General features: G+C 38.5%; 16 protein-coding genes. 11 read left to right on the top strand and 5 right to left on the bottom strand.

Features of this window, described 5'->3' with window-relative positions:
- Window positions 1-75: 75 nt before the first annotated feature.
- Both murI and ACVWYG_RS14725 read left to right on the top strand, forming a co-directional pair.
- On the top strand, window positions 76-903 hold the full coding sequence (gene murI / locus ACVWYG_RS14720; RefSeq protein ID WP_457271029.1) for a glutamate racemase: 828 nt from the start codon (window positions 76-78) through the stop codon (window positions 901-903).
- A 149-nt stretch (window positions 904-1052) separates the two neighbouring features.
- Window positions 1053-2954 (top strand): amidophosphoribosyltransferase, encoded by a 1902-nt coding sequence (locus ACVWYG_RS14725; RefSeq protein WP_457271030.1) that lies wholly within the window; start codon window positions 1053-1055, stop codon window positions 2952-2954.
- A gap of 217 nt (window positions 2955-3171) precedes the next feature.
- Here ACVWYG_RS14725 and ACVWYG_RS14730 read toward each other — a convergent pair whose 3' ends face one another.
- Window positions 3172-3792: a LysE family translocator gene (locus tag ACVWYG_RS14730; protein ID WP_457271031.1), complete on the bottom strand. Its 621-nt coding sequence runs from the start codon at window positions 3790-3792 to the stop codon at window positions 3172-3174.
- A gap of 140 nt (window positions 3793-3932) precedes the next feature.
- On the opposite strand from ACVWYG_RS14730, the gene ACVWYG_RS14735 reads away from it, so the two are divergent.
- The 5 genes from ACVWYG_RS14735 to ACVWYG_RS14755 all read left to right on the top strand — a co-directional run bounded on the left by ACVWYG_RS14735 (window position 3933) and on the right by ACVWYG_RS14755 (window position 10098).
- Window positions 3933-5366, top strand: coding sequence for an MFS transporter (locus ACVWYG_RS14735; protein ID WP_457271032.1), 1434 nt, complete (start codon window positions 3933-3935; stop codon window positions 5364-5366).
- A 55-nt stretch (window positions 5367-5421) separates the two neighbouring features.
- Window positions 5422-5877 carry a deoxycytidylate deaminase gene (locus ACVWYG_RS14740; RefSeq protein ID WP_457271034.1) on the top strand — a complete coding sequence of 152 codons (456 nt, stop codon included), beginning with the start codon at window positions 5422-5424 and terminating at the stop codon, window positions 5875-5877.
- Window positions 5878-6069: 192 nt separating this feature from the next.
- The gene (gene guaA / locus ACVWYG_RS14745) at window positions 6070-7599 is read left to right on the top strand and encodes a glutamine-hydrolyzing GMP synthase (protein WP_457271036.1); all 1530 of its coding nucleotides are present in this window, start codon (window positions 6070-6072) and stop codon (window positions 7597-7599) included.
- Between the two features lie 54 nt (window positions 7600-7653).
- Window positions 7654-8895, top strand: coding sequence for an ABC transporter substrate-binding protein (locus ACVWYG_RS14750; RefSeq protein WP_457271038.1), 1242 nt, complete (start codon window positions 7654-7656; stop codon window positions 8893-8895).
- A gap of 36 nt (window positions 8896-8931) precedes the next feature.
- Complete coding sequence (locus tag ACVWYG_RS14755) at window positions 8932-10098, top strand: RsmB/NOP family class I SAM-dependent RNA methyltransferase (protein WP_457271040.1); 1167 nt, start codon at window positions 8932-8934, stop codon at window positions 10096-10098.
- Between the two features lie 41 nt (window positions 10099-10139).
- Here ACVWYG_RS14755 and ACVWYG_RS14760 read toward each other — a convergent pair whose 3' ends face one another.
- A complete protein-coding gene (locus ACVWYG_RS14760) occupies window positions 10140-11471 on the bottom strand; it encodes an APC family permease (protein WP_457271042.1) in 1332 nt (443 codons plus the stop codon).
- Window positions 11472-11519: 48 nt separating this feature from the next.
- Between ACVWYG_RS14760 and ACVWYG_RS14765 the strand changes: the two genes are divergently transcribed.
- Window positions 11520-11834: a hypothetical protein gene (locus ACVWYG_RS14765; RefSeq protein WP_457271044.1), complete on the top strand. Its 315-nt coding sequence runs from the start codon at window positions 11520-11522 to the stop codon at window positions 11832-11834.
- Window positions 11835-11868: 34 nt separating this feature from the next.
- On the opposite strand, the gene ACVWYG_RS14770 is transcribed toward ACVWYG_RS14765, so the two are convergent.
- Complete coding sequence (locus ACVWYG_RS14770; protein WP_457271046.1) at window positions 11869-13392, bottom strand: amino acid permease; 1524 nt, start codon at window positions 13390-13392, stop codon at window positions 11869-11871.
- A 148-nt stretch (window positions 13393-13540) separates the two neighbouring features.
- Entirely contained in the window at window positions 13541-15796 is a 2256-nt protein-coding gene (locus ACVWYG_RS14775; RefSeq protein WP_457271048.1) for a sodium-translocating pyrophosphatase, read from the bottom strand.
- Window positions 15797-16044: 248 nt separating this feature from the next.
- Here ACVWYG_RS14775 and ACVWYG_RS14780 point away from each other — a divergent pair, with 248 nt between their 5' ends.
- Window positions 16045-17463 (top strand): APC family permease, encoded by a 1419-nt coding sequence (locus ACVWYG_RS14780; RefSeq protein WP_457271050.1) that lies wholly within the window; start codon window positions 16045-16047, stop codon window positions 17461-17463.
- Between the two features lie 27 nt (window positions 17464-17490).
- Here the strand turns inward: ACVWYG_RS14780 and ACVWYG_RS14785 are convergent, their stop codons facing one another.
- The gene (locus ACVWYG_RS14785) at window positions 17491-19083 is read right to left on the bottom strand and encodes an alanine/glycine:cation symporter family protein (RefSeq protein WP_457271051.1); all 1593 of its coding nucleotides are present in this window, start codon (window positions 19081-19083) and stop codon (window positions 17491-17493) included.
- Window positions 19084-19340: 257 nt separating this feature from the next.
- Here ACVWYG_RS14785 and ACVWYG_RS14790 point away from each other — a divergent pair, with 257 nt between their 5' ends.
- Both ACVWYG_RS14790 and ACVWYG_RS14795 read left to right on the top strand, forming a co-directional pair.
- A complete protein-coding gene (locus ACVWYG_RS14790) occupies window positions 19341-20285 on the top strand; it encodes a TIGR01212 family radical SAM protein (RefSeq protein ID WP_457271053.1) in 945 nt (314 codons plus the stop codon).
- A 333-nt stretch (window positions 20286-20618) separates the two neighbouring features.
- Window positions 20619-22148: an ammonium transporter gene (locus tag ACVWYG_RS14795; RefSeq protein WP_457271055.1), complete on the top strand. Its 1530-nt coding sequence runs from the start codon at window positions 20619-20621 to the stop codon at window positions 22146-22148.
- The last annotated feature ends 51 nt before the right edge of the window (window positions 22149-22199 follow it).

The raw sequence follows: 22199 nt of genomic DNA on the forward strand, positions 1-22199 counted from the left end.
ACTATCGGCATCGAAAATCGACTATAAGGTTTATTTAAAACGATTATATTTGCTTTTTCTGTAAACTAAAAGGATATGCAAAAAAATGCGCCCATTGGGATATTTGACTCAGGCTACGGAGGTTTAACCGTTTTCAGAGCGATTGCAGATCGATTGCCGGCCTATGATTATATTTACCTGGGCGACAATGCACGTTCTCCCTACGGCGATCAGCCTTTTGATGTAATCTATAAGTATACGCTCCAATGCGTAGAATGGCTATTTTCTCAAGGTTGCGAATTGATTATTTTAGCTTGTAATACAGCATCTGCGAAAGCGCTAAGAACCATCCAAGAAAAAGACTTGCCTCGAAAGTATCCAACCAAAAGGGTATTAGGGGTAATTAGGCCTTCGGCCGAAGTTATAGGTGACTTTACAGAAACCAAGCATGTCGGTATTATGGGCACACGCGGTACGGTAAACTCTAGCTCGTATTTATTAGAAATCAAAAAATTTTTTCCTCAGCTAAAGGTTTTTCAGCAAAGCTGCCCAATGTGGGTACCTTTAATCGAAAACAATGAATATTTACAACCTGGGGCCGATTTTTTTGTGGATGAATATTGCAGCGCACTCCTTGCTCAAGAAGAAGCAATTGACTGTGTATTACTGGCATGTACGCATTATCCTTTACTACTGCCAAAACTGCAGAAGGTTTTCCCGCCAACTATAAAAATTCTGTCACAAGGAATTATTGTAGCTAATAGTCTGGCAGACTATTTGGTTCGTCACCCAAAAATGGAAGAATCGCTGAGTAAAAATTGTCAAAAAAAGTTTTATACCAGTGGAGACTTGTTGAGTTTTGACGAGCATGCGTCGGATTTCTTCGGGGAAGAGATATCTGCAAATAAAGTAGTTTTACCATAAAACCATTTAATTTTTCACAATTAAAGGCAGCAACCGCAAAAAGAGCTCTAGCAAATGTTCTGCGAAAAAAACCATGTTGCTGTAAAAACCCAGTTTTGGTTAGGTTGTAAAGTTTTAAAAAGATACCTTTGCGGCTCTAAAACCATAACATGAGTGATCAGATAAAACACGAATGCGGAATTGCTTTTATTCGCCTACTGAAGCCACTTTCTTATTATCACCAGAAGTACGGTACCGCACTTTATGGATTAAACAAGTTATATCTTTTAATGGAAAAACAGCATAACCGCGGTCAAGATGGCGCCGGCATTGCAACTGTTAAATTAGATATGAAACCCGGTCACAGGTATATTAGTAGATATAGAAGTATGGCGTCTAACGCTGTTGCTGATATTTTTGAATATGTGCAAAAGAAGTTTGTAGACATTCAGGAGAATCAACCTGAGTTGATGCAAGATCCGGAATGGCTTAAAGCCAACGTAAGTTTTATTGGAGAAGTGCTGATGGGGCATTTGCGTTATGGCACCCACGGCAAAAACAGCATAGAAAGCTGTCATCCGTTTTTACGGCAAAACAACTGGATGACCAGAAACTTAGTTATAGCCGGTAACTTCAACATGACTAATGTAGATGAGCTTTTAGAACAATTGTATGAGCTTGGTCAGCATCCAAAAGAGAAAGCAGATACCGTTACTGTTTTAGAGAAAATCGGCCACTTTCTAGACGACGAGAATCAAGAGTTATTTGATGCTTACAAGAAAGAAGGTTTCGACAATGTTACCATCACCAAAAAGATATCAAATAACTTAAATATTGCAAATATTTTGCGCCGTTCTTCCAAAACTTGGGATGGTGGATATACCATTTGCGGTATGGTAGGCAATGGCGATTCTTTTATTATGAGAGATCCTGCAGGTATTCGCCCAGCTTATTATTACTATGATGATGAAATTGTAGTGGCTGCATCCGAACGGCCGGCGTTACAAACGGCTTTTAACATCCAATTTAAAAATGTAAAAGAAATAGAACCTGGACATGCTTTAATCATTAAGAAAAATGGTGAAGTAAGTATGGAGCAATTCCGCGAGCCAACAGAAAGACTATCTTGTTCGTTTGAGCGGATTTATTTTTCTAAAGGCAGCGATGTTGAAATTTATAGAGAACGTAAAAAACTTGGGCAGTTGCTTTGCGATCAAATTTTAAGTGCTGTAAAATATGATCTTAAAAATACCGTCTTTTCTTTTATTCCAAATACGGCAGAAGTTGCTTTTTTTGGAATGGTTGAGGGCGTGCATGAATACGTGCGCAATTATCAGAAAAAGATAATGCGAGAGAAACGGAACGCGCTTAGCGATGAAGAAGTTGAGGAGCTATTGTCGATGAATCCACGTGTGGAGAAACTTGCAGTAAAAGATGTTAAGCTTCGCACCTTTATTGCACAAGATGCAGACCGGGGAGAAATGGTGGCCCATGTGTACGACACGACTTACGGCATCGTAAAGAATATGGAAGACACGCTTGTTGCTTTAGATGATTCTATCGTGCGGGGTACCACACTAAAACAAAGTATTATCAAGATTGTTGATCGACTTCATCCCAAAAAAATAATTATTGTTTCTTCTGCACCCCAAATTCGCTATCCGGATTGTTATGGGATAGACATGAGCAGAATGGGCCAATTTGTTGCGTTCGATGCCGCAATTCAACTGTTGACTGAGCGAGGTATGTGGCAACTGATCGAAGATGTTTATCAGAAATGTATAGAGTCAATGCTATTGCCCAAAGAAGAAATTGTGAATCATGTAAAAGAAATTTACAAACCGTTTTCACCGGAAGAAATTTCTAAGAAAATAGCAAGAATTATTACTCCAAAAGACACTGTGGCCGAAGTAGAAGTGATTTATCAAACGCTAGAAAATCTGCATATTGCCTGTCCTAAAAATAAGGGAGATTGGTATTTCTCTGGCAATTACCCAACTCCGGGTGGAAACAGAGTGGTAAACCGCGCTTTTATAAATTGGAAAGAAGGAAATAATCAAAGAGCTTACTAGATTACTAAGGTGCATTTAAGTTTGACGTCTAGTTTGGCAGCTGAAGGGTTTTTAAAGTCTTCCATCTACTAGTGAACCCCCGAACGCTAAGCGCTAGTTTAGTTGGTACATTAAAAATAAAAATAGAGTTGCTAAAAACGTTAGTTAAACTTTTTTTTCAACTAAGCGGTATACCCAAAAAATAAAATATTAAAGTTCAAATGGAAAGCTTTGCCGATTAATAAAACTTCAAATAAGTCTTCACAATGAGCCAAATGGCGAACAAAATAATTATGACTCCCGCTATTTTGTTAAGTTTTCTTAACGCATCTTCCTTTATTTTATACCTTAATTTGCTAGAAAAATAGCATTTACCTCCATCTATACTTAATTGAGTCGCCATAGCTATAAATAAACAAAAAAGCTTTTCATCGAGCCTATTGTTCAGCTTCACAGAAATTATTCCGCTCACAATAATCCAGAACATTAGCGTAGAAGGCGTTAGGATGCACATCAGAAATCCCTTTATTAGATAACCGCGCTTGTTTATCTTCTCTAACTTGTTTTTATAGTTTACCGTAAGTTTAGATACAAGGTAGTAAACGCCCACGGCAAGTAAAAACACTCCGCCAATAATGCCTACATATTTATCGAATTCTGTTTTATATTCAAAAAATTGAGCGCCAAATAAGACGATAGTTATTAGAATTACATCGCTGATGATCACACCGATAGCTAAGGAAAACCCAGCTTTGAAACCTTTTTCTATGCTGGTTTTAATCATAGCAAAGAAAACCGGTCCAGTTAAAAACGACGAAATTACACCCGCACCTAAACCCAATAAAATGGCTTCGAACATCTACTGCTTCTTTTGTTAAAGTGCGAATATGCAATTTTATAGCTAAAAACATTGACTTTTATTTTAATATTTACGTAACACGGTAAGTACATTTACATTTTTTTTATCTAAGTTTATCGCCGTAAAACTTAATATAAACAATGAATTCAGACCAGACACAGACTAAGTGGGCGCAGTTTATTCCATTAGCTACAGTTTTTTTCTTTTGGGGCTTCGTAGCAGCTAGTAACGATATTTTAATTCCTGTTTTTAAGCAGGCTTTCAACCTATCTCAGGCAGAAAGCCAGTTGGTATCGCTCGCTTTCTATATTGCATATACTGTTGGTGCACTCATCTACAATGGTATTTCGGTCGTTATGGGCAAAGATATTGTAAACACACTAGGTTATAAAAATTCCTTAGCACTTGGGCTTGGTATTTCCGCATTGGGAACATTGTTATTTTATCCTGCTGCAAATCTTCACTCTTTCCCGCTTATGTTGTCAGGATTGTTCATCGTGGCTCTAGGGTTTTCGTTACAACAAACTGTTGCAAATCCGTTGGCAATTGCATTAGGCCCACTAAAAACTGGATCACAGCGTTTAATAATGGCCGGCGGTATAAATAATTTTGGTACCACTATCGGCCCTTTAATTGTCAGTTTTGCCATTTTTGGTTCAGTGGGTACAGGAAGTACAACAATTAGTATAGAAAGCGTTAAAATTCCATACTTGGTTTTGGGTGTTGCATTTTTGGCGGTCGCAGTTTTTTTAAAGCTTTCATCATTGCCGGATAAGCCGAATTTAGTGGAAGCAGAAAACGTAGATCCCAATGTAAAGGGATCTGCCCTGAAGTACCCTCAGTTGATACTGGGAATGATTGCCATTTTTCTATATGTTGGGGTAGAAGTATCTACGGCAAGTAATTTGCCTGCGTATATGGAAACCAAATTGGGTTTTGCGATTAAAGACATTGCTCCTTATGTCTCTTTATATTGGGCCAGCTTAATGATTGGACGTTGGACAGGAGCAGTTGAAGCTTTCACAGATAAAGTTAGTACTCAAAAAATATTACGTTTTGTCGCGCCATATCTTGCGTTTGGAGTATTCTTAGTCGTTAATGCAATTGCAAAGCATGAATTAAGTCACTTTTATGTATATGCGTTGGTTATTCTGGTACTCATCGGAGCCGATTTTGCGAGCAAGGGAAACCCGGCAAGAATGTTGGTGATATTCTCTGCATTAGGTATTTTAGCATTAATTATTGGAATGTCTACCAACGGGATGGTTAGTGTTTATGCATTTACAAGTGTGGGATTGTTCTGTAGCACCCTTTGGCCTTGTATCTTTACATTGGCAGTAAGTGGATTGGGCAAACACACTAGTCAGGGAAGTAGTTTCCTAATTATGATGATTATGGGCGGTGGATTGGTGAGTTTTTTTCAAGGATATATATCAGAATTTACCGGCATACAGTACAGTTATTTTGTTGGCGTAGTTTGCTTCACTTATTTAGCATTTTATGGATGGCGGGTTGCAGGTCTGCTTCGCAAACAAGGCATCAACTTCGATCAAAGCGTTGCCGGCGGTCACTAAACTTTTAATTTAAATGTACTGCCACGGATAAATTCCGTGGCTTTTTTATTTTCAAATGGAGAAACCAAGTTTTGATTTAATCTATATGAAGTTGGCCGTTGAGCTAGCCGATCGTTCACATTGTGTAAGAGCGCACGTTGGCGCAGTGCTCGCAAAAGATACCCGTATTATTTCCATTGGTTACAATGGTCCCCCTGCTGGTACGCATAATTGCGATGATGAGTGGCCTAAAGATGGTTGTGCTCGAGACAGCAAGGGCAGTTGTTCCCTAGCCCTGCATGCAGAGCAGAACGCAATTCTGTATGCGGCAAAAAATGGAGCAAAGGTAGAAGGGGCAACCTTGTATACCACGCTTTCGCCTTGTATAGCATGTGCTCGGTTAATCTTATCGTCAGGCATTACACTAGTGTATTATTCAAAGTCATACGCGACCTATAAAGGATTATCAAGTGATGAAGGTGTAGATTTTCTTCGAAAATTTGGGGTAGAAGTTAGGTTATTAGCCTGTTAGCACGTTGATAAATTTCCCGAATCAGGTCAGTTTTTTTTTAGGCTTCGAACTGTTTGTAAAATAACATGACGCTGTTGGGTGAAAAACTAGAATATGGTTGTTTGATCATTTTCAGTCGTTGAAAACACTTCCGTTTTTTTTAAATTCTCTTAGCTAGGCTTTAAATCTCCCTGCAAATTGGTAGCTTTGCCCATGCTTGAAAAAATCATTATCCTCGATTTCGGTTCTCAGTATACCCAGCTGATTGCACGTAGAGTGCGCGAACTTAACGTGTATTGCGAAATTTATCCATTTAACAACATACCAGTTTTTGATGATGCAGTAAAAGGCATTATTCTGTCCGGCAGTCCTTATTCGGTTAGACAGGCCGATGCCCCGCAAGTAGACTTATCTTCTTTTCATTTAAAATATCCTGTCCTTGCAGTATGTTATGGGGCACAATATTTTGCCCAGCAAATGGGTGGCGATGTACAACCCTCATCTACAAGAGAATATGGCAGAGCGAATTTGAGTTGGTTAAATCAAGGCAATAAACTATTTAAAAACATCCACATAGATTCTCAAGTTTGGATGAGTCATGGAGATACGATTAAAGACGTGCCTGCCAATTTTGAACTTATTGCAAGTACAGACAATGTGCAGGTAGCGGCTTATCAAATTAAGGATTCGCAAACCTACGCAATACAATTTCATCCGGAAGTGACCCACAGCATAGAAGGGAAAATACTTGTAGAAAACTTTTTGGTAGATATTTGTGGATGTAGCCAAAACTGGACTTCTACTGCATTTATCGAAACAACTATTGCCGATTTAAAGGAAAAAATTGGAGAAGGAAAAGTGGTTTTAGGTCTGTCTGGCGGGGTTGATAGTAGTGTAGCAGCAGTTTTGCTGCATCAAGCGATAGGGAAGAACTTACATTGCATATTTGTAGACAATGGTTTGTTGCGCAAAGGTGAATTTGAACAAGTATTGGATCAATACAAACACATGGGGCTTAACATAAAAGGTGTTGATGCAAAAGATCGTTTTTTAACTCAGTTGCTAGGAATAAAAGATCCCGAATTGAAAAGGAAGGCAATTGGGCGTGTTTTTATAGAGGTTTTTGATGATGCTGCACATGAAGTAAGTGGTGTAGAATGGTTAGGACAGGGAACAATTTATCCCGATGTGATCGAATCTGTATCGGTAAACGGACCTTCAGCAACAATAAAATCCCATCACAACGTCGGTGGCCTACCAGACTTTATGAAATTGAAAGTAGTGGAGCCTCTCAATACGCTATTTAAAGATGAGGTAAGACGTGTCGGGAAAACTTTAGGCATTTCAGATGAAATTCTAGGTAGACATCCTTTTCCGGGACCTGGTTTGGCTATTAGAATTTTGGGCGATGTAACTGCCGAGAAAGTTGCTATTTTACAAGATGCTGATGCCATTTATATTTCAGAATTAAAAGCTGCGGGTTTATACGATAAAGTTTGGCAGGCTGGCGCTATCTTTTTGCCGGTTCAGTCTGTAGGAGTTATGGGAGATGAACGTACTTACGAGAATGTTATTTGCCTACGTGCGGTTGAATCAGTAGATGGGATGACAGCAGATTGGTGCCATTTACCCTATCCAGTATTGGGAAAAATAAGTAATGAGATTATAAATAAGGTTAAAGGAATTAACCGTGTTGTTTATGACATTAGCTCCAAACCACCTGCGACGATAGAATGGGAATAAAATACAGTTGCCGTTCAAATTAAATGATGAATCGTTCTTGTAAAAAAATTGACAATGAAGTTTAAATTAGTTTACCTCCTATTTTTCGTTGCAAGCATCCTGATTGTTGGCTGTTCATCAAAAATACGACCTACAAAGAAAAAGCCTAAAACGACACAAGCTGACAATGAAGCTAGTAAGCCTAAGGATGATGCTGCGGATAAAAAGCTGGTAAAAAAGCGTTTTACAGATGCAAACGTGTCTCTATTGATTCCGTTCGATTTGAATAGAATAAATTTAAAAATAGCAACAAAAGCAGACATTGAGCGCCATGCAATGGCAATTGATTTTTATCAAGGGTTTAATGTCGGTATAGATTCAGCTGCATCAGCTGGCTTAAACTTTAAAGTTAATGTGTTTGATACACAAGATGACCAAGGTCGAATTGCAACTTTAATCAAAAACGGAGTATTTGCCAATAGCAATTTAATTGTCGGACCAGTTTTTCCAAAAGGAATTAAGGCGATAACGGAATATAGTAAAGCGCAAAATACAATCGTTGTTTCGCCATTAGCTGCTTCAAATCCTATTGATTTTAACAATCCCAATTTAGTTTCCATTGCCAGCGATCTAGATCAACACGCAATTAAATTGGCCGATTATATCTCAAAGCACTATGAGTCTTCAAATACGATTGTAGTTTTGATAAATACGAAAAAAACCGAAGACGAGAATTTTGCCGCACCGATTAGAGCATTTTTTAAACAAGTTTCGGGAAATAAGTTTATTGTCCAGGAATACACTTCTACCTATGCATTTGAAAGAAGCTTGGTGAAAGGAAAACGGTATGCTGTTGTGGTAACTTCTGCTGACAGGGCTTTTGTGCTGCCAACGATAGAAAAACTGTTTCGTCTGAAAAATAACCCTGTTGCAAAGTATGACATTAACCTATTCGGCCATCCGGTTTGGTTAAAGCAGAATTATCCGGTAGATCAGCTGGAAAATTTAAATACCATTGTTACTAGCAGTTACAAAATAGAGTACAAAAGCAGCAACGTTATTAAATTTATAAAAAATTATCGCACTCGTTTCGGTTTCGAACCCGGCGAATATGCATTTAAAGGATTTGATGTTGGTTTTTATTTCGGCAGATTGTTGGCCAAATATGGAACTGATTATCGCGAATACATTACCAAAGAGAGTTATAAAGGTTTGCATAATGGTTTTAATTTTATTTTCAATCCTCAAACTGGCTTTTCAAATACTCATGTTATGTTGTTGCGTTACCACGACTATTTGCTCGATGTGGTAAAATAGAAATGTTAGCTGATAAATCATCTGAAAAAAAAGTTTATGAAAATAGAACATCAGCTAAGAGCGTTCGATCAAATTTTATCAGCGTACGACGGGCTAATGCCGTTACACAGATTTTTACCAATTTATTATCGAAAGAATAAGCAGATGGGCTCGTCTGATAGGCGGTGGGCAACACGATATATTTATAGTTTTTTTAGACTTGGAAAAGCGCTTCCAAATTTACCGATACACAATAGGGTCGCTATTGCCGATTTTCTATGCCATAGTGATTTTAGTTTAGTGGGTGAGCATAAATTATCTCATCTTAAGGACAAAACTTTTTTGCCATTGGAAGATAAAGTAGCGATTATTTCATCTGAGTATTTAGATTTTAAGTTGAGCGATATTTTTCAATTTGAAGAGAAGCTTGCCTCAGGTGTGGAGTCAGGTACTTTCTTCAAGTCGTTTTTAATACAACCGAAGTTATTTATTCGTGTACGAGATGCGGAAAGGCAAGCCGTATTAAGCCGTTTACAAGCGGCAGAGATTGCTTACGAACAATTAACTGATACAACTTTTGCATTTCTGAATGGTACCAAATTAGAACTTGTTTTAGAAGCGGGTACTTATCAAGTTCAAGATTTTTCATCGCAACAAACTGGTCAGTATTTTAAACCTGTAAAACATGATAAATGGTGGGACTGCTGCGCGGCCTCTGGTGGTAAAAGCTTACTTCTCAATAGCTTAGAAAAGGATTTAGACTTATTGGTAACTGATCTTCGTCCGCAGGCATTAGACAATTTAGAAACTCGTTTTCGCCTTGCTGGCGTGAAAAAATATCAGCGTAAAGAAATGGATCTGCTCTCAAACAACGATCAAATTTTACATCATTATCAGTTTGATGGCATTATTGTAGATGCCCCGTGCTCGGGTTCTGGCACTTGGGGAAGGACACCTGAAATGCTTAGTTTTTTTGAGGTTAGCAAGATTACTCAATATACAAATCTCCAAAAAAAAATCCTCGTAAATGTGGTAAAATACTTAAAGCCGGGTAAGCCACTGATCTATATCACTTGCTCGGCATTTGCGGAGGAAAATGAAGAAATAGTAACATTTTGCGAGAAAAATTTGGCATTAAAGGTAGTAGATGTCGAAATTATAAAAGGATTTAAACACGCAGCCGACACAATGTTTGTTGCAAGGCTAATCAGCCAGAATACTTAAACCGTTCAATTCAGTTGCTATTTTTCTATTCATAAAATGATTTAATTGTTTTCTTGCTTTTTTAAATGCCTTTTGATCATCAAAAAAATAGGAAATGAACACAGTGTAACCACTGCAATTGTTATAAGACTTTTTCTATCGCTATATGCAAATCCCAACAAAAGCGCTAGAGAGAAAAGAACCATTAATATGGAGGTAAATGGATATCCCCACGCTCGGTAAGGTCGGTGGAGATTCGGTTCTGAAATTCGAAGTTTAATCAAAGAAACATAAGCCAGTCCCCAAACAACAATAGAGAAAAACGTTGCCAATGAAAATAGGATTTCGAAAGAACCTATTACAATTAGTACAAATGAAAATAGTGAAGAGCAAAACAAAGCAACTATTGGCGTACCACCTTTGTTGATTGTGGTCGCTTTTGAGAAAAAGAAACCATCTCTACTTAGGCCAAACAATATTCTTGAGGGGATCATCATATAGGCATTTAAAATACTAATAAGAGAAAATAGGGCAATAATCGTAACTGCCGAAGCGCCATATTTCCCGAAAACTACGGATGCAACTTCTGATGCAGCAAGTGGGGAGTGCGCCAGTCTGCTTACCGGAAGTACTGAAAAGAAAGCCATATTTGTGAGCACAAAAATTACTATTAGAATAATTGCCCCAGTATAAAGAGATTTCGGAATGTTTTTGCCGGGATTTTCGTCTTCCTCAGCAAAGTAGCTCCCCGCCGTCCAACCATCATAAGTTCCTAAAACGAGTTGGAGCGATTTAAAAAATGCAATAGCCATTCCTGCACCAACCACAGGTGCAGTGGTTTTAATAGGTGCGATTTTTAGACCAGAATATTGATAACAGGCTAAAATGAAAATAACGAAAAGCACTACTTTAAACAAACTTGTGCCCTGCTGAACAATACTTCCTCCTTTAACGCCAGTTGCATGTAACATGGTAAATCCAAGTAGAAATGCAATGGCGATGACGGAGGCTTGGTTTTTTAGGATTGGAAAAAGAATGACTAAATACTCGCTAATCACAATGCAAAAAAAAGCCGGTGCAATACAATTAGTAATGTAGTCGAACCACCCTGTTAAAAAACCTGCATAATTTCCAAATGCACGTTTAACATAATTATACGAACCACCGGCTTTTGGTAACATTGTAGCCAATTCTGCATAGGATCCAACGCCAAGTAACACATAAACACCACCTAACATCCAGCAGAGAATGATAAGCCAATAGTTATCTAGCATTCCAGCGATGATGCCTGGATTACGTAAAATTCCAACGCCAATAGTACCTCCAACTAAAATGGCAATTCCGAAGCTTACGCCAAGCGCTTTCTTTAGCCTATTTGCCGGGTGTGTTTCCATCTATCGCTTTGTGTTTTCTGATTTTTGATGCAAATTAAATAAATTTTTATGATGTCTGTAATGCTTGGTCAATCGATGTTGAGGATAAACCATTTTGTTAGAAATGGTGTTGTAGGTAAAAGCAATATTATGGGGAAAAAGAGAAAAAATAAGGTTTCCAAAAAAGAGAACAAGAAGTCTGTGAAAAAAAAACTAAAGAAAAACAAGTTAGGTGTTAAAAATTCTTTAGTAAATAACATCAATGCTCGTAGAAAGAAAGGCGTATCGCGGAGTAAAAAGAAAAGCAAAGTAGATAAGAAGGCTTATAAAAAGCTTAAAAAGGGTTGGAAGAAAAAGGCAAAGAAAAACAAGCGATTAAATTAAAAAGGCCTTCGCAATTTGCGAAGGCCCATATGTTTTACTCTATGTCTGGCATTTGAGGTCTAGGTGGATCTTCTGGTTCAACAGTTTTTCCGGTATTACCTAGGACAGAATGTTTTTTACTATACGCGAAATAGATGATAAACCCTAGAGCTAACCAGCCAATAAGCCTCAACCAGTTAGACCAGTGTAAGCCTGCTATCATAGCCGTACAAGTTAGAATACCCATTATAGGTACGAAAGGTACCCATGGAGTTTTAAATTCTCGTTTCATGTTGGGTTCAGTTTTACGTAAAACCAACACCGCTATACACACCAATATAAAGGCAAATAAAGTTCCAATGCTGGTCATGTCTCCTACAATATCACCCGGAACAAAACCGGCAAAAAGCGCAACCAACACTAAAATCATTAAACTCGCTTTATAGGGGGTTTTATATTTTGGATGCAGATCACTAAACATCTTAGGCATTAGCCCATCTTTACTCATTGAATAGAAAACTCGACTCTGACCCAAAAGCATTACCAATATTACGGATGAAAAGCCCGCTAAAATTGCAATTGTAACTAGAGTGCCTAACCACTGGTAACCTGGCATATACACATTGATTGCAGCCACTACAGAAGCTTCTTTTCCACTTGTTCTAAAAAACTCCACCGGAGCGAGGCCTGTTAACACATAAGAAAACAACACATACAATACCGTGCAAATGATTAGAGAACCCAAAATTCCAATTGGCATTGCTGTTTTCGGATTTTTCGTTTCCTGCGCCGCGGTGCTCACGGCATCAAAACCAATAAAAGCAAAAAATACGGTTCCTGCGGCACCTATAATTCCCCAAAAACCACCATAATTAAAGGTTAATCCTTCTCTATCTGTGTATTTTGTTGCCTCAGGGATGAATGGCGTATGGTTAACTGGGTTGATGTAATGCCAGCCAAAACCAATAATCAATATTACGATAGCTACTTTTAATATTACAATTACCCCGTTAACGAAAGCAGATTCTTGTGTTCCTTTGATTAATAGTAGGCTGATAACAGTAACGATAAAAAGAGCTGGTAGATTTACAATCCCACTAACGCCGTCTACACTGGTTTGGAAAGGAGAATGACACCATTGATAGGGGACGGGACTCATATGAAGTACCTCGACAAGTAAATTATTGAAATATTCTGCCCATGCAATACCCACTGTTGCTGCACCTACCGCATATTCTAAAATTAAATCCCATCCAATAATCCAGGCCATTAATTCACCCATGGTTGCATAAGTATAGGTATAAGCACTACCCGCAATTGGAATTGAGGAAGACAATTCTGCATAACACAAACCCGCGAAAGCGCAGCCCAACGATGCTAAGAGAAAGCCGTAAGTTACAGACGGCCCAGCATTCTGCGCTACCGCAGATGCAGTACGAACAAATAATCCCGCACCGATAATGGCTCCGATTCCTAAAGCAACTAATGAGCCTGCGGAGAGGGTTCGTTTGAGCGTTTTATCTGATTCAGAGGCTTCCGCCAGTAAAACAGCAATTGATTTTTTTGCAAATAGACTCATATAGGTTCGTTAGTTTGTTTTAGAGAATTTCAAACGTAAATAAAAAATTTGGTAAAAAAAATAGGGATTCCCAAATGAGATCCCTATTGAACCAAGTTTCTTATAGTTATTTTGTGTTTTTTGAATAAATAATAAGGCAATTTATTTTTTAATCTACTTTTAAGAACTTCGTCTCTACTTTGTTTGTCGTATAATGTTCTTGGAAAAGCACTGTTTTTGCAGTGCTGTTTGGTGTAGTAATTTCAGTTTTTATCTTGGTTGATCCAACCCTTACATCACTTCTTACTGCAATATAGGGTGCAATGACCAAGGAAACAATAGACATTAATTTTATCAAGATATTCATGGAAGGACCAGATGTATCCTTAAAAGGATCGCCAACTGTATCTCCTGTTACCGAAGCTTTGTGCGGTTCTGATTTTTTGTAGTGCATTTCACCATTAATCATCACCCCTTGTTCAAAAGATTTCTTGGCATTATCCCATGCACCACCGGCATTGCTTTGGAAAATTCCCATAAGCACCCCGGTAACTGTAACACCAGCAAGCAACCCACCCAAAACCTCTGGACCAAAAATAAAGCCTATAATAATCGGTGTAATTAAAGCAATTGCTCCCGGCATCATCATCTCTCTAATAGAAGCTTTGGTAGAAATGGCAACACACTTATCATATTCAGGCTTTGCTTTGTATTCCATAATCCCAGGTATTTCTCGGAATTGACGGCGAACTTCTTGGACCATATCCATCGCTGCCTTACCAACTGCTTGTATACAAAGAGCGGAGAAGATAAAAGGAATCATTCCTCCCACAAATAAGCCGGCTAAAACAGGCGCTTTATAAATATCGATAGAAGAGATGCCGGCAATACCTACAAATGCGGCAAACAATGCTAGAGAGGTTAGTGCGGCCGATGCAATGGCAAATCCTTTTCCGGTAGCCGCAGTCGTATTTCCTACTGCATCCAGGTTGTCTGTACGTTCTCTCACTTCTGGTGGCAATTGACTCATTTCTGCAATGCCGCCTGCGTTATCAGCAATCGGTCCAAAGGCATCGATTGCCAGTTGCATTGCTGTTGTGGCCATCATGCCCGCTGCTGCAATGGCAACTCCATAAAGGCCTGCAAAATGATAGGAAGCCATGATTCCACCTGCCAGTACCAGAATTGGAATTACCGTCGATTTCATTCCTACGGCCAAACCTGCGATAATATTTGTTGCATGACCCGTAGATGATTGTTGAATGATAGAATTTACAGGGCCTTTTCCCATTGCGGTAAAATATTCAGTTACCACGCTCATAATGGTACCAACAACCAAACCTACTAAAATGGCATAATACACATTAATGCTAGAGAATTCATAGCCTCTTAAAACAAGTGTATCAGGCAACATCCAAGTTACAATAAAGTAACATGCCACTGCCGTAATGAGTATAGACGACCAATTGCCAAGATTCAATGCATTTTGTACGCTAGAAGTTTCGTCCTTAATGGTTACAAATAAGGTTCCGACAATTGAAAATAAAATACCTAGACCGCAAATTACCATGGGCAACAAAATTGGCGACATGCCGCCAAACTTATCTGTCACGTGAATTTCTTGCCCCAATACCATTGTCGCCAAAATAGTAGCGACGTAAGATCCGAATAAATCGGCGCCCATACCAGCTACATCACCAACATTATCTCCAACATTATCAGCAATTGTTGCTGGGTTTCTCACATCATCTTCTGGAATTCCAGCTTCTACTTTTCCTACCAAATCGGCACCAACATCTGCTGCTTTAGTGTAAATGCCTCCACCAACGCGCGCAAATAATGCAATAGATTCTGCGCCAAGAGAAAAGCCGGTTAAAACCTCAATTGCGGTTCTCATTTCACTGCTATCGACTGTAACAACATTAAAAACTTTTAAGAATATGATAAACAAACTCCCCAAACCTAAAATTGCTAGTCCGGCTACACCTAATCCCATTACTGTTCCGCCGGTAAAAGATACCTTTAAAGCTTTTTTCAGGCTAGTCCTGGCGGCATGAGTGGTACGCACATTTGCTTTTGTGGCTGCTCTCATACCAATATACCCAGCGGTTGCAGAAAGTACCGCACCAATTATAAATGATATGGAAATGATCCAGCTGGAATGGAGCGCAATTCCATTAACTTCTGTAACAGAGCCTGAATACGCCAAAAGAGCCGCTGTGATCACAACAAAAATACTTAAAACGCGCCATTCGGCTTTCAAAAAAGCCATTGCGCCGTCTGCAATATAGCCAGCCAATTCTTGCATGGTAGCATCGCCGGCATCTTGTTTGCTTACCCAAGCACTTTTAAAGAGCATTACCAGAATACCCACAAGCCCGAGTGCAGGAACGGTATAAATTAAATTCTGTTGTAAAAAATCCATAGTTAAATTATTGTGTAATATTTGGTTAAGTTGTTTTAAAGTTTTTCTTGTTCAAGGCAACAATGCTTTTCTCACTCACATTTGCGCTGATTAAAATAGTGCTTATTTTTTGAATGAAAGCTTAGCAAGGTAATAAATTATTTTACTACTGTATGAAAATCTTCTCGGTGGCAAAATAAATTATTTTTTATAAATTTTAAATCAAAAAGCTAAAATTTTAAATAATTTAGCGCAAAGCAAATTAGTTAATGGAAAAGCAAGCTGAAGAACACTCTTTTGTACGGGCCTTAGGCCTTTTTGATGGTACGATGCTGGTAGTTGGTTCTATGATCGGCTCAGGGATTTTTATTGTCAGTTCAGACATCGCCAGACAAGTCGGATCAGCAGGCTGGTTAATTGCCATTTGGGTTGTTACGGCCATTGTAACAATGATAGCTGCCGTTAGTTATGGCGAACTTAGTGCAATGTTTCCAAATGCGGGTGGACAGTATGTTTATCTTAAAGAAGCTTACAATAAATTAGTTGCTTTTCTATTTGGTTGGAGCTTTTTCGCGGTGATACAAACAGGAACTATTGCGGCCGTTGGTGTTGCTTTTTCTAAGTTTGCCTCCTATCTTTATCCGCCGGTTAGCGATAAGCATATATTGTTTTCGACAGGCTGGTTTAATTTAAATGCAGCACAATTAGTATCCATTGTTACAATTGTTTTACTCACATACATAAATAGTAGAGGCGTAAAAGACAGCAAGATTTTACAGACGGTGCTAACCATCATTAAAATTCTTTCTTTGTTTGGTTTGATTATTTTTGGTTTTACTTTGGCAGCAAAGGCAGATATTTGGAATGCAAACTGGACAAATGCATGGAATCCTAGATCTTTCGATCTGCAGTCTGATACTTGGTCGACAATTGGCGGGAAAGCGCTAGTTTCTGGAATTGCGGCAGCAATGGTTGGCTCTTTATTTAGTAGCGACGCGTGGAACGGAGTAACCTTTATTGCGGGAGAAATAAAGAACCCTCAACGAAACGTAGGTTTAAGTTTATTTTTAGGCACGTTTATAGTGAGCCTAATCTATATTTTGGCAAACCTGATGTACATCGCAGTGTTGCCGCTACAACAAATAGCTACAGCTGCAGATGATCGGGTAGCCGTTGCTGCCGCACAACCGATTTTTGGTGCCCAAGGAACAATTGTTATTGCGGTAATGATTATGATTTCTACATTTGCATGCAATAACGGGTTGATTATGGCCGGTGCTCGGGTTTATTACACCATGGCAAAAGATAAGCTTTTTTTTAGAAAAGCTGGATTGCTAAACCGCTTTGAAGTACCTGCTTGGGCGCTTTGGATCCAATGTTTTTGGGCCTCGGCACTTTGTTTAACGGGAAAGTACGGCGATCTGTTAGATTTTGTCATCATCATTGTGTTGATTTTTTACATCTTAACCATCATAGGGATCTTTATTCTCCGCAAAAAAATGCCACATGCAAATCGGCCATATAAGGCATTTGGCTACCCATTTCTTCCAAGCATTTATATTGTTGTTGCCACCGCAATATGCATCGCTTTGCTAATTTTTAAAACGAGCACTTGCGGCTGGGGTGTGGCCATTATGCTGGCGGGGATACCTATATATTACATCACAAAAAAAGTAGAACAAACGTAATAATTCATTAACTCGTTTATATGCAGTTTACGATTTTTCACGAATGGCAGCCAAATATCTACTAAGCTCTTTTTTCACTACAGGGGCCAAAATAATTAATCCGACCATATTTGGAATCATCATGGCAAAAATCATGGCGTCAGAAAATCCAATAACAGATCCTAAACTCGCTGCAGACCCAATTACTACGAAAATACAGAACAGAAGCTTATAGGTGTATTCCGCTTTTTTAGATCTGCCAAACAGGTACGCCCAGCCTTGAAATCCATAGTAAGACCAAGAAATCATGGTGCTAAAGGCAAACAATACAACAGCAATGGTGAGCACATATGGAAACCAAGAAATGACGGATGCAAATGCGCCAGAGGTTAACAAAATAGCTTGCGCATCGTCTAGGCCAGAGTTTGCAGAAGTGACATTTCCAGTAATAATTAATACCAAAGCTGTCATTGTACATACTACAACGGTATCTATAAATGGCTCTAACAAAGCGACCATGCCCTCGCTTGCAGCAAATTTAGTTTTTACAGCCGAGTGGGCGATAGACGCAGATCCAATGCCTGCTTCGTTAGAGAACGCTGCCCTTCTAAATCCTTGAATTAAAACTCCAACAGCTCCTCCAGCAACGCCAACAGGAGTAAAAGCTCCGTCAAAAATCTGTCTAAATGCTTCGCCAACCATTTGATAATTTGCAAAAATTACGAATAGCGATGCTGCAACGTAGATCACTACCATAAAAGGTACGATCTTATCTGTTACTTTAGCAATTTTCTTTATCCCTCCGATGATGACGATGCCAACTAAACCGGCCATAATCAATCCGAAAACCCAGCCTTTTCCCGCGAGTATCGAATTTTCTCCACCACTTATATGTTCCACAAGTTTAAAAGCCTGATTTGCTTGAAACATATTTCCTCCTCCAAAAGATCCGCCAATAACAAATACTGCAAAAACAACTGCCAAAAATTTTCCGAGGTTTGTCAGGCCCTTTTCTTTTAATCCCTTTGTGAGGTAGTACATCGGGCCACCATAAACAGTGCCGTCTGGTGCAATGTCTCTAAACTTTACACCGAGCGTACATTCTACAAACTTTGATGCCATCCCCAGAAACCCGGCAACAATCATCCAGAATGTAGCTCCCGCCCCGCCAATAGACACTGCAATTGCTACACCGGCGATATTGCCGAGCCCAACTGTGGCGGATAGGGCTGCGGTAAGCGCTTGAAAATGAGAAACTTCCCCCATTTGTCCTTCCACTCTAATCGTATCAGGATTGTCCGCTTCTCCAGAAAATTTAGATTTCTCTATCTCGACTTTATGTTCTTTTCGGCTTTCCACATGGTCATACTTGCCTTGTACAATTTTTATGGAGGTAAAAAAGCCTTTAAAATTGATAAAGTTAAAATAAAAAGTAAAGTAGCATGCGCCTAAAATGAGAGGGAAAAGCACCCAATAAATTTTGATGTCGGCGGTAAATGGTATTTGATAAAATATCGCATCCACAAACCAGCCTGTGGCATTGCCAAAAACTTTATCAATTTTCGTGTCTAAGCTAAGTTCTTGTGCCACAACACAAAAAGGCGCTGTAAATGCGAAAAAAAACAATATAAGTCTTTTCATAATTCTAATAAATAGGTTTTTTGATTCCGGTCAATTTGCCAAGATGCTATAAAAAAAATAGAAAAAGATGGTTTTTCGGTTTTTTCTCGCTTTTAATTCATGCCTTTATAATGTTTTTCTACAACTCAAATGGTTTATCTTGTCCGCTAAATTGTTTTGAAGGGCTTTTAGTTAAAATATCCTGCTTATACGTTTTTGAGAAGTTCCTATTTATGGCCATTCGACGAGGTCGTCTTTTTTGCTTACTTTTGCATGAAATGGGCACACAAGTAGATTTAGGTATAAAAGGATATAACAATTATGGGTTGCATCTGCGCGAGAAATACAAAGGTCAACGCGTATTCAAAGTAATTGTTGACGGAGGTTTTACTTGTCCAAATAGAGATGGAAGCAAAGGTTACGGCGGATGTACTTACTGTAATGTCGATTCTTTTACTCCCGAGCTTTCTAGAAAATTACCAACAATACGAGAACAACTAGAGCAGGGAATGGCGCGCGGCAAAAGTTTTTACCGAGCAGATAAGTTTATCGTTTATTTCCAGCCTAATACCAATACCTATGCGCCGGTACATTATTTAAAAATGATGTATGATGAAGCACTTTCCATAAACACTGAAGATGTTGTTGGGTTTTCTGTAGGAACCAGACCAGATTGTATTGATGCGGAAAAAGTAGCGCTTTTAGAAAGTTATTCTGATAGATTTGATGTCGATATTGAAATGGGCATGGAGTCTATATACGATGAGACATTAAATCAAATAAATAGAGGTTGTAGCCATGGAGAATTTATTGCGGCAGTAAAGTTGTTGGACAATTCTAAGTTGGATCTTTGTGTACACACCATTTTTGGGTTTCCTTGGGAAACCGAAGAAATGATGTTGGCCTATATTGATGAAATTAACCGATTTCCGCAAATTAAATTTGTTAAATTTCATCATTTACATATTGTAGAAGGTTCGATAATGGGAGCAAAGTATAAAAAACACCCCTTCAAACTGTTCTCGCTCGAGGAGTATACTGACTTGCTATCTAAGTTAATTCCAAAATTGCGACCCGACATTGTAATTCAGCGGCTTTTCGGTATTTCTGATTGGGATCTACTTATTGCGCCCAATTGGGGATTAAATAAATCTGCCATTCAGAGTTATATAGATAAAGCTTTAGAAAAAAAAGGTATTATTCAAGGTTCTGAATTTGAATAAAAACGTATAAAAAATTTAATATTGCCCTTAAATCCCATATTTTTATGGGATTTTCTTTTTTATATCCATTTTTATTGATCTTTCTAAATTAAATAATCAGTTTAAATTATATTTATCTAATTATTCGATAATTTTTATAAAAATAAGTTATTATAAAGCTATTTTTATCTATTTATTAGTGATTTTTAATTATTTTTTTAGTTAAAAAATATTATTTTGTTAAATTTGATTTTTTATTTCATTATTATTTACAATAAATTGTATTTTTATAGAAAATAGTAATTAAATAAACTAGTATTTTAAATATAATATCATTTAACCTAAAAAATCGTTATGAAATTAAGAAATTTACCAAAAAAAATTCCTTCATACCTATACTACGGTATGTTTTTAGTGCTAATTATCTTTGTTTTTAGTTTTAGTAGTGTGTTTGCTCAAGATCCAACCGGTGCTCATACTGGTGGTATAACAGATATTGCAGCAGCTAAGCCCGGATCTCCTACTTCAGCCGAAGTGGCTGCCGCTGTAGGGCACAATAAAATTGCCACGAATATTATGTGGACGCTAATTGCAGGGTTTTTGGTAATGTTTATGCAGGCGGGTTTTGCCCTTGTTGAAACTGGATTTACCCAAAAGAAAAATGTTGCACATACCATGGGCATGAATTTTTTAGTATACGCCGTAGGAATGATGGGTTTTTGGATATGTGGGTTCGCCTTCATGTTTGGAGGGGGTTTAAATGCCGCAAGTCTGGGTGGCGCTCCCGGAGTTATTCCCCACGAATATGTAGTGTCAATTTTGGGGCATGATTTTGGGATTATAGGTTATGCAGGTTTTTTCTTAAATAGTAAGGTTTATGATGTAGGCGTATATGCTTTATTCTTGTTCCAAATGGTATTTATGGATACAACAGCAACTATTCCAACTGGCTCAATGGCAGAAAGATGGTCTTTTAAATCTTTTCTAATCTTTGGTTTCTTTATCTCAATGTTTGTATATCCGATTTACGGCAATTGGGTGTGGGGAGGCGGCTGGTTGGCTTCTTTAGGAACTAACTTCGGTTTAGGCCATGGACATGTAGATTTTGCAGGATCTTCTGTGGTGCATTTGGTTGGTGGTGTTGCTGCACTTGCTGGCGCAATAGTTATTGGGCCAAGAATTGGCAAATACGGCAAGGATGGTTCTGTTAATACTATACCGGGGCACAATATACCAATGGCTTTATTGGGTACATTCATTTTGGCTTTAGGTTGGTTCGGCTTTAATGCCGGATCTACGCTAGCAGGCAACGACTTTAGGATTTCTATAGTAGCTGTAAACACCATGATGGCAGGAACCGCGGCAACATTGGCTACTCTTATTGTATTGTATATTCAAGGTAAAAAACCAGATCCAGGTATGCTTTGTAATGGGCTGCTCGCCGGCCTTGTAGCGATTACCGCTCCCTGTGCTTTTGTAAACTCGTTATCGTCTGTAATAATTGGTGCCATAGCTGGGATTTTAGTAGTATATGTCTATAACTTTCTTGACGTAAAGCTTAAAATCGACGATCCCGTTGGAGCTGTTGCTGTTCACGGCGCAAACGGTGCCTGGGGTTGTTTGGCACTAGGTTTATTTGCAGATGGTTCGTATGGCGACGGTTGGAACGGAGTAAAAGGAAATGTGACTGGCTGGTTTTACGGGGATTCGGGTCAGTTTGTTGCAGAATTGATAGGTGTTGTTACCTGCTGTATTTTCGTTTTTGTTGTGATGTACTTTTTCTTTAAAATATCAAATAAAATCACCCCGATCAGGGTAAAGCCAGAAGATGAAATTGGCGGATTGGATATTCCTGAAATGGGTGTTAGAGGCTACGTAGATTAGATAATTATGCATCTGGGTACTTTAGGTATCCAGATGTTTTCAGATAAATAA

This window comes from Pedobacter sp. UYEF25 (assembly GCF_054061655.1).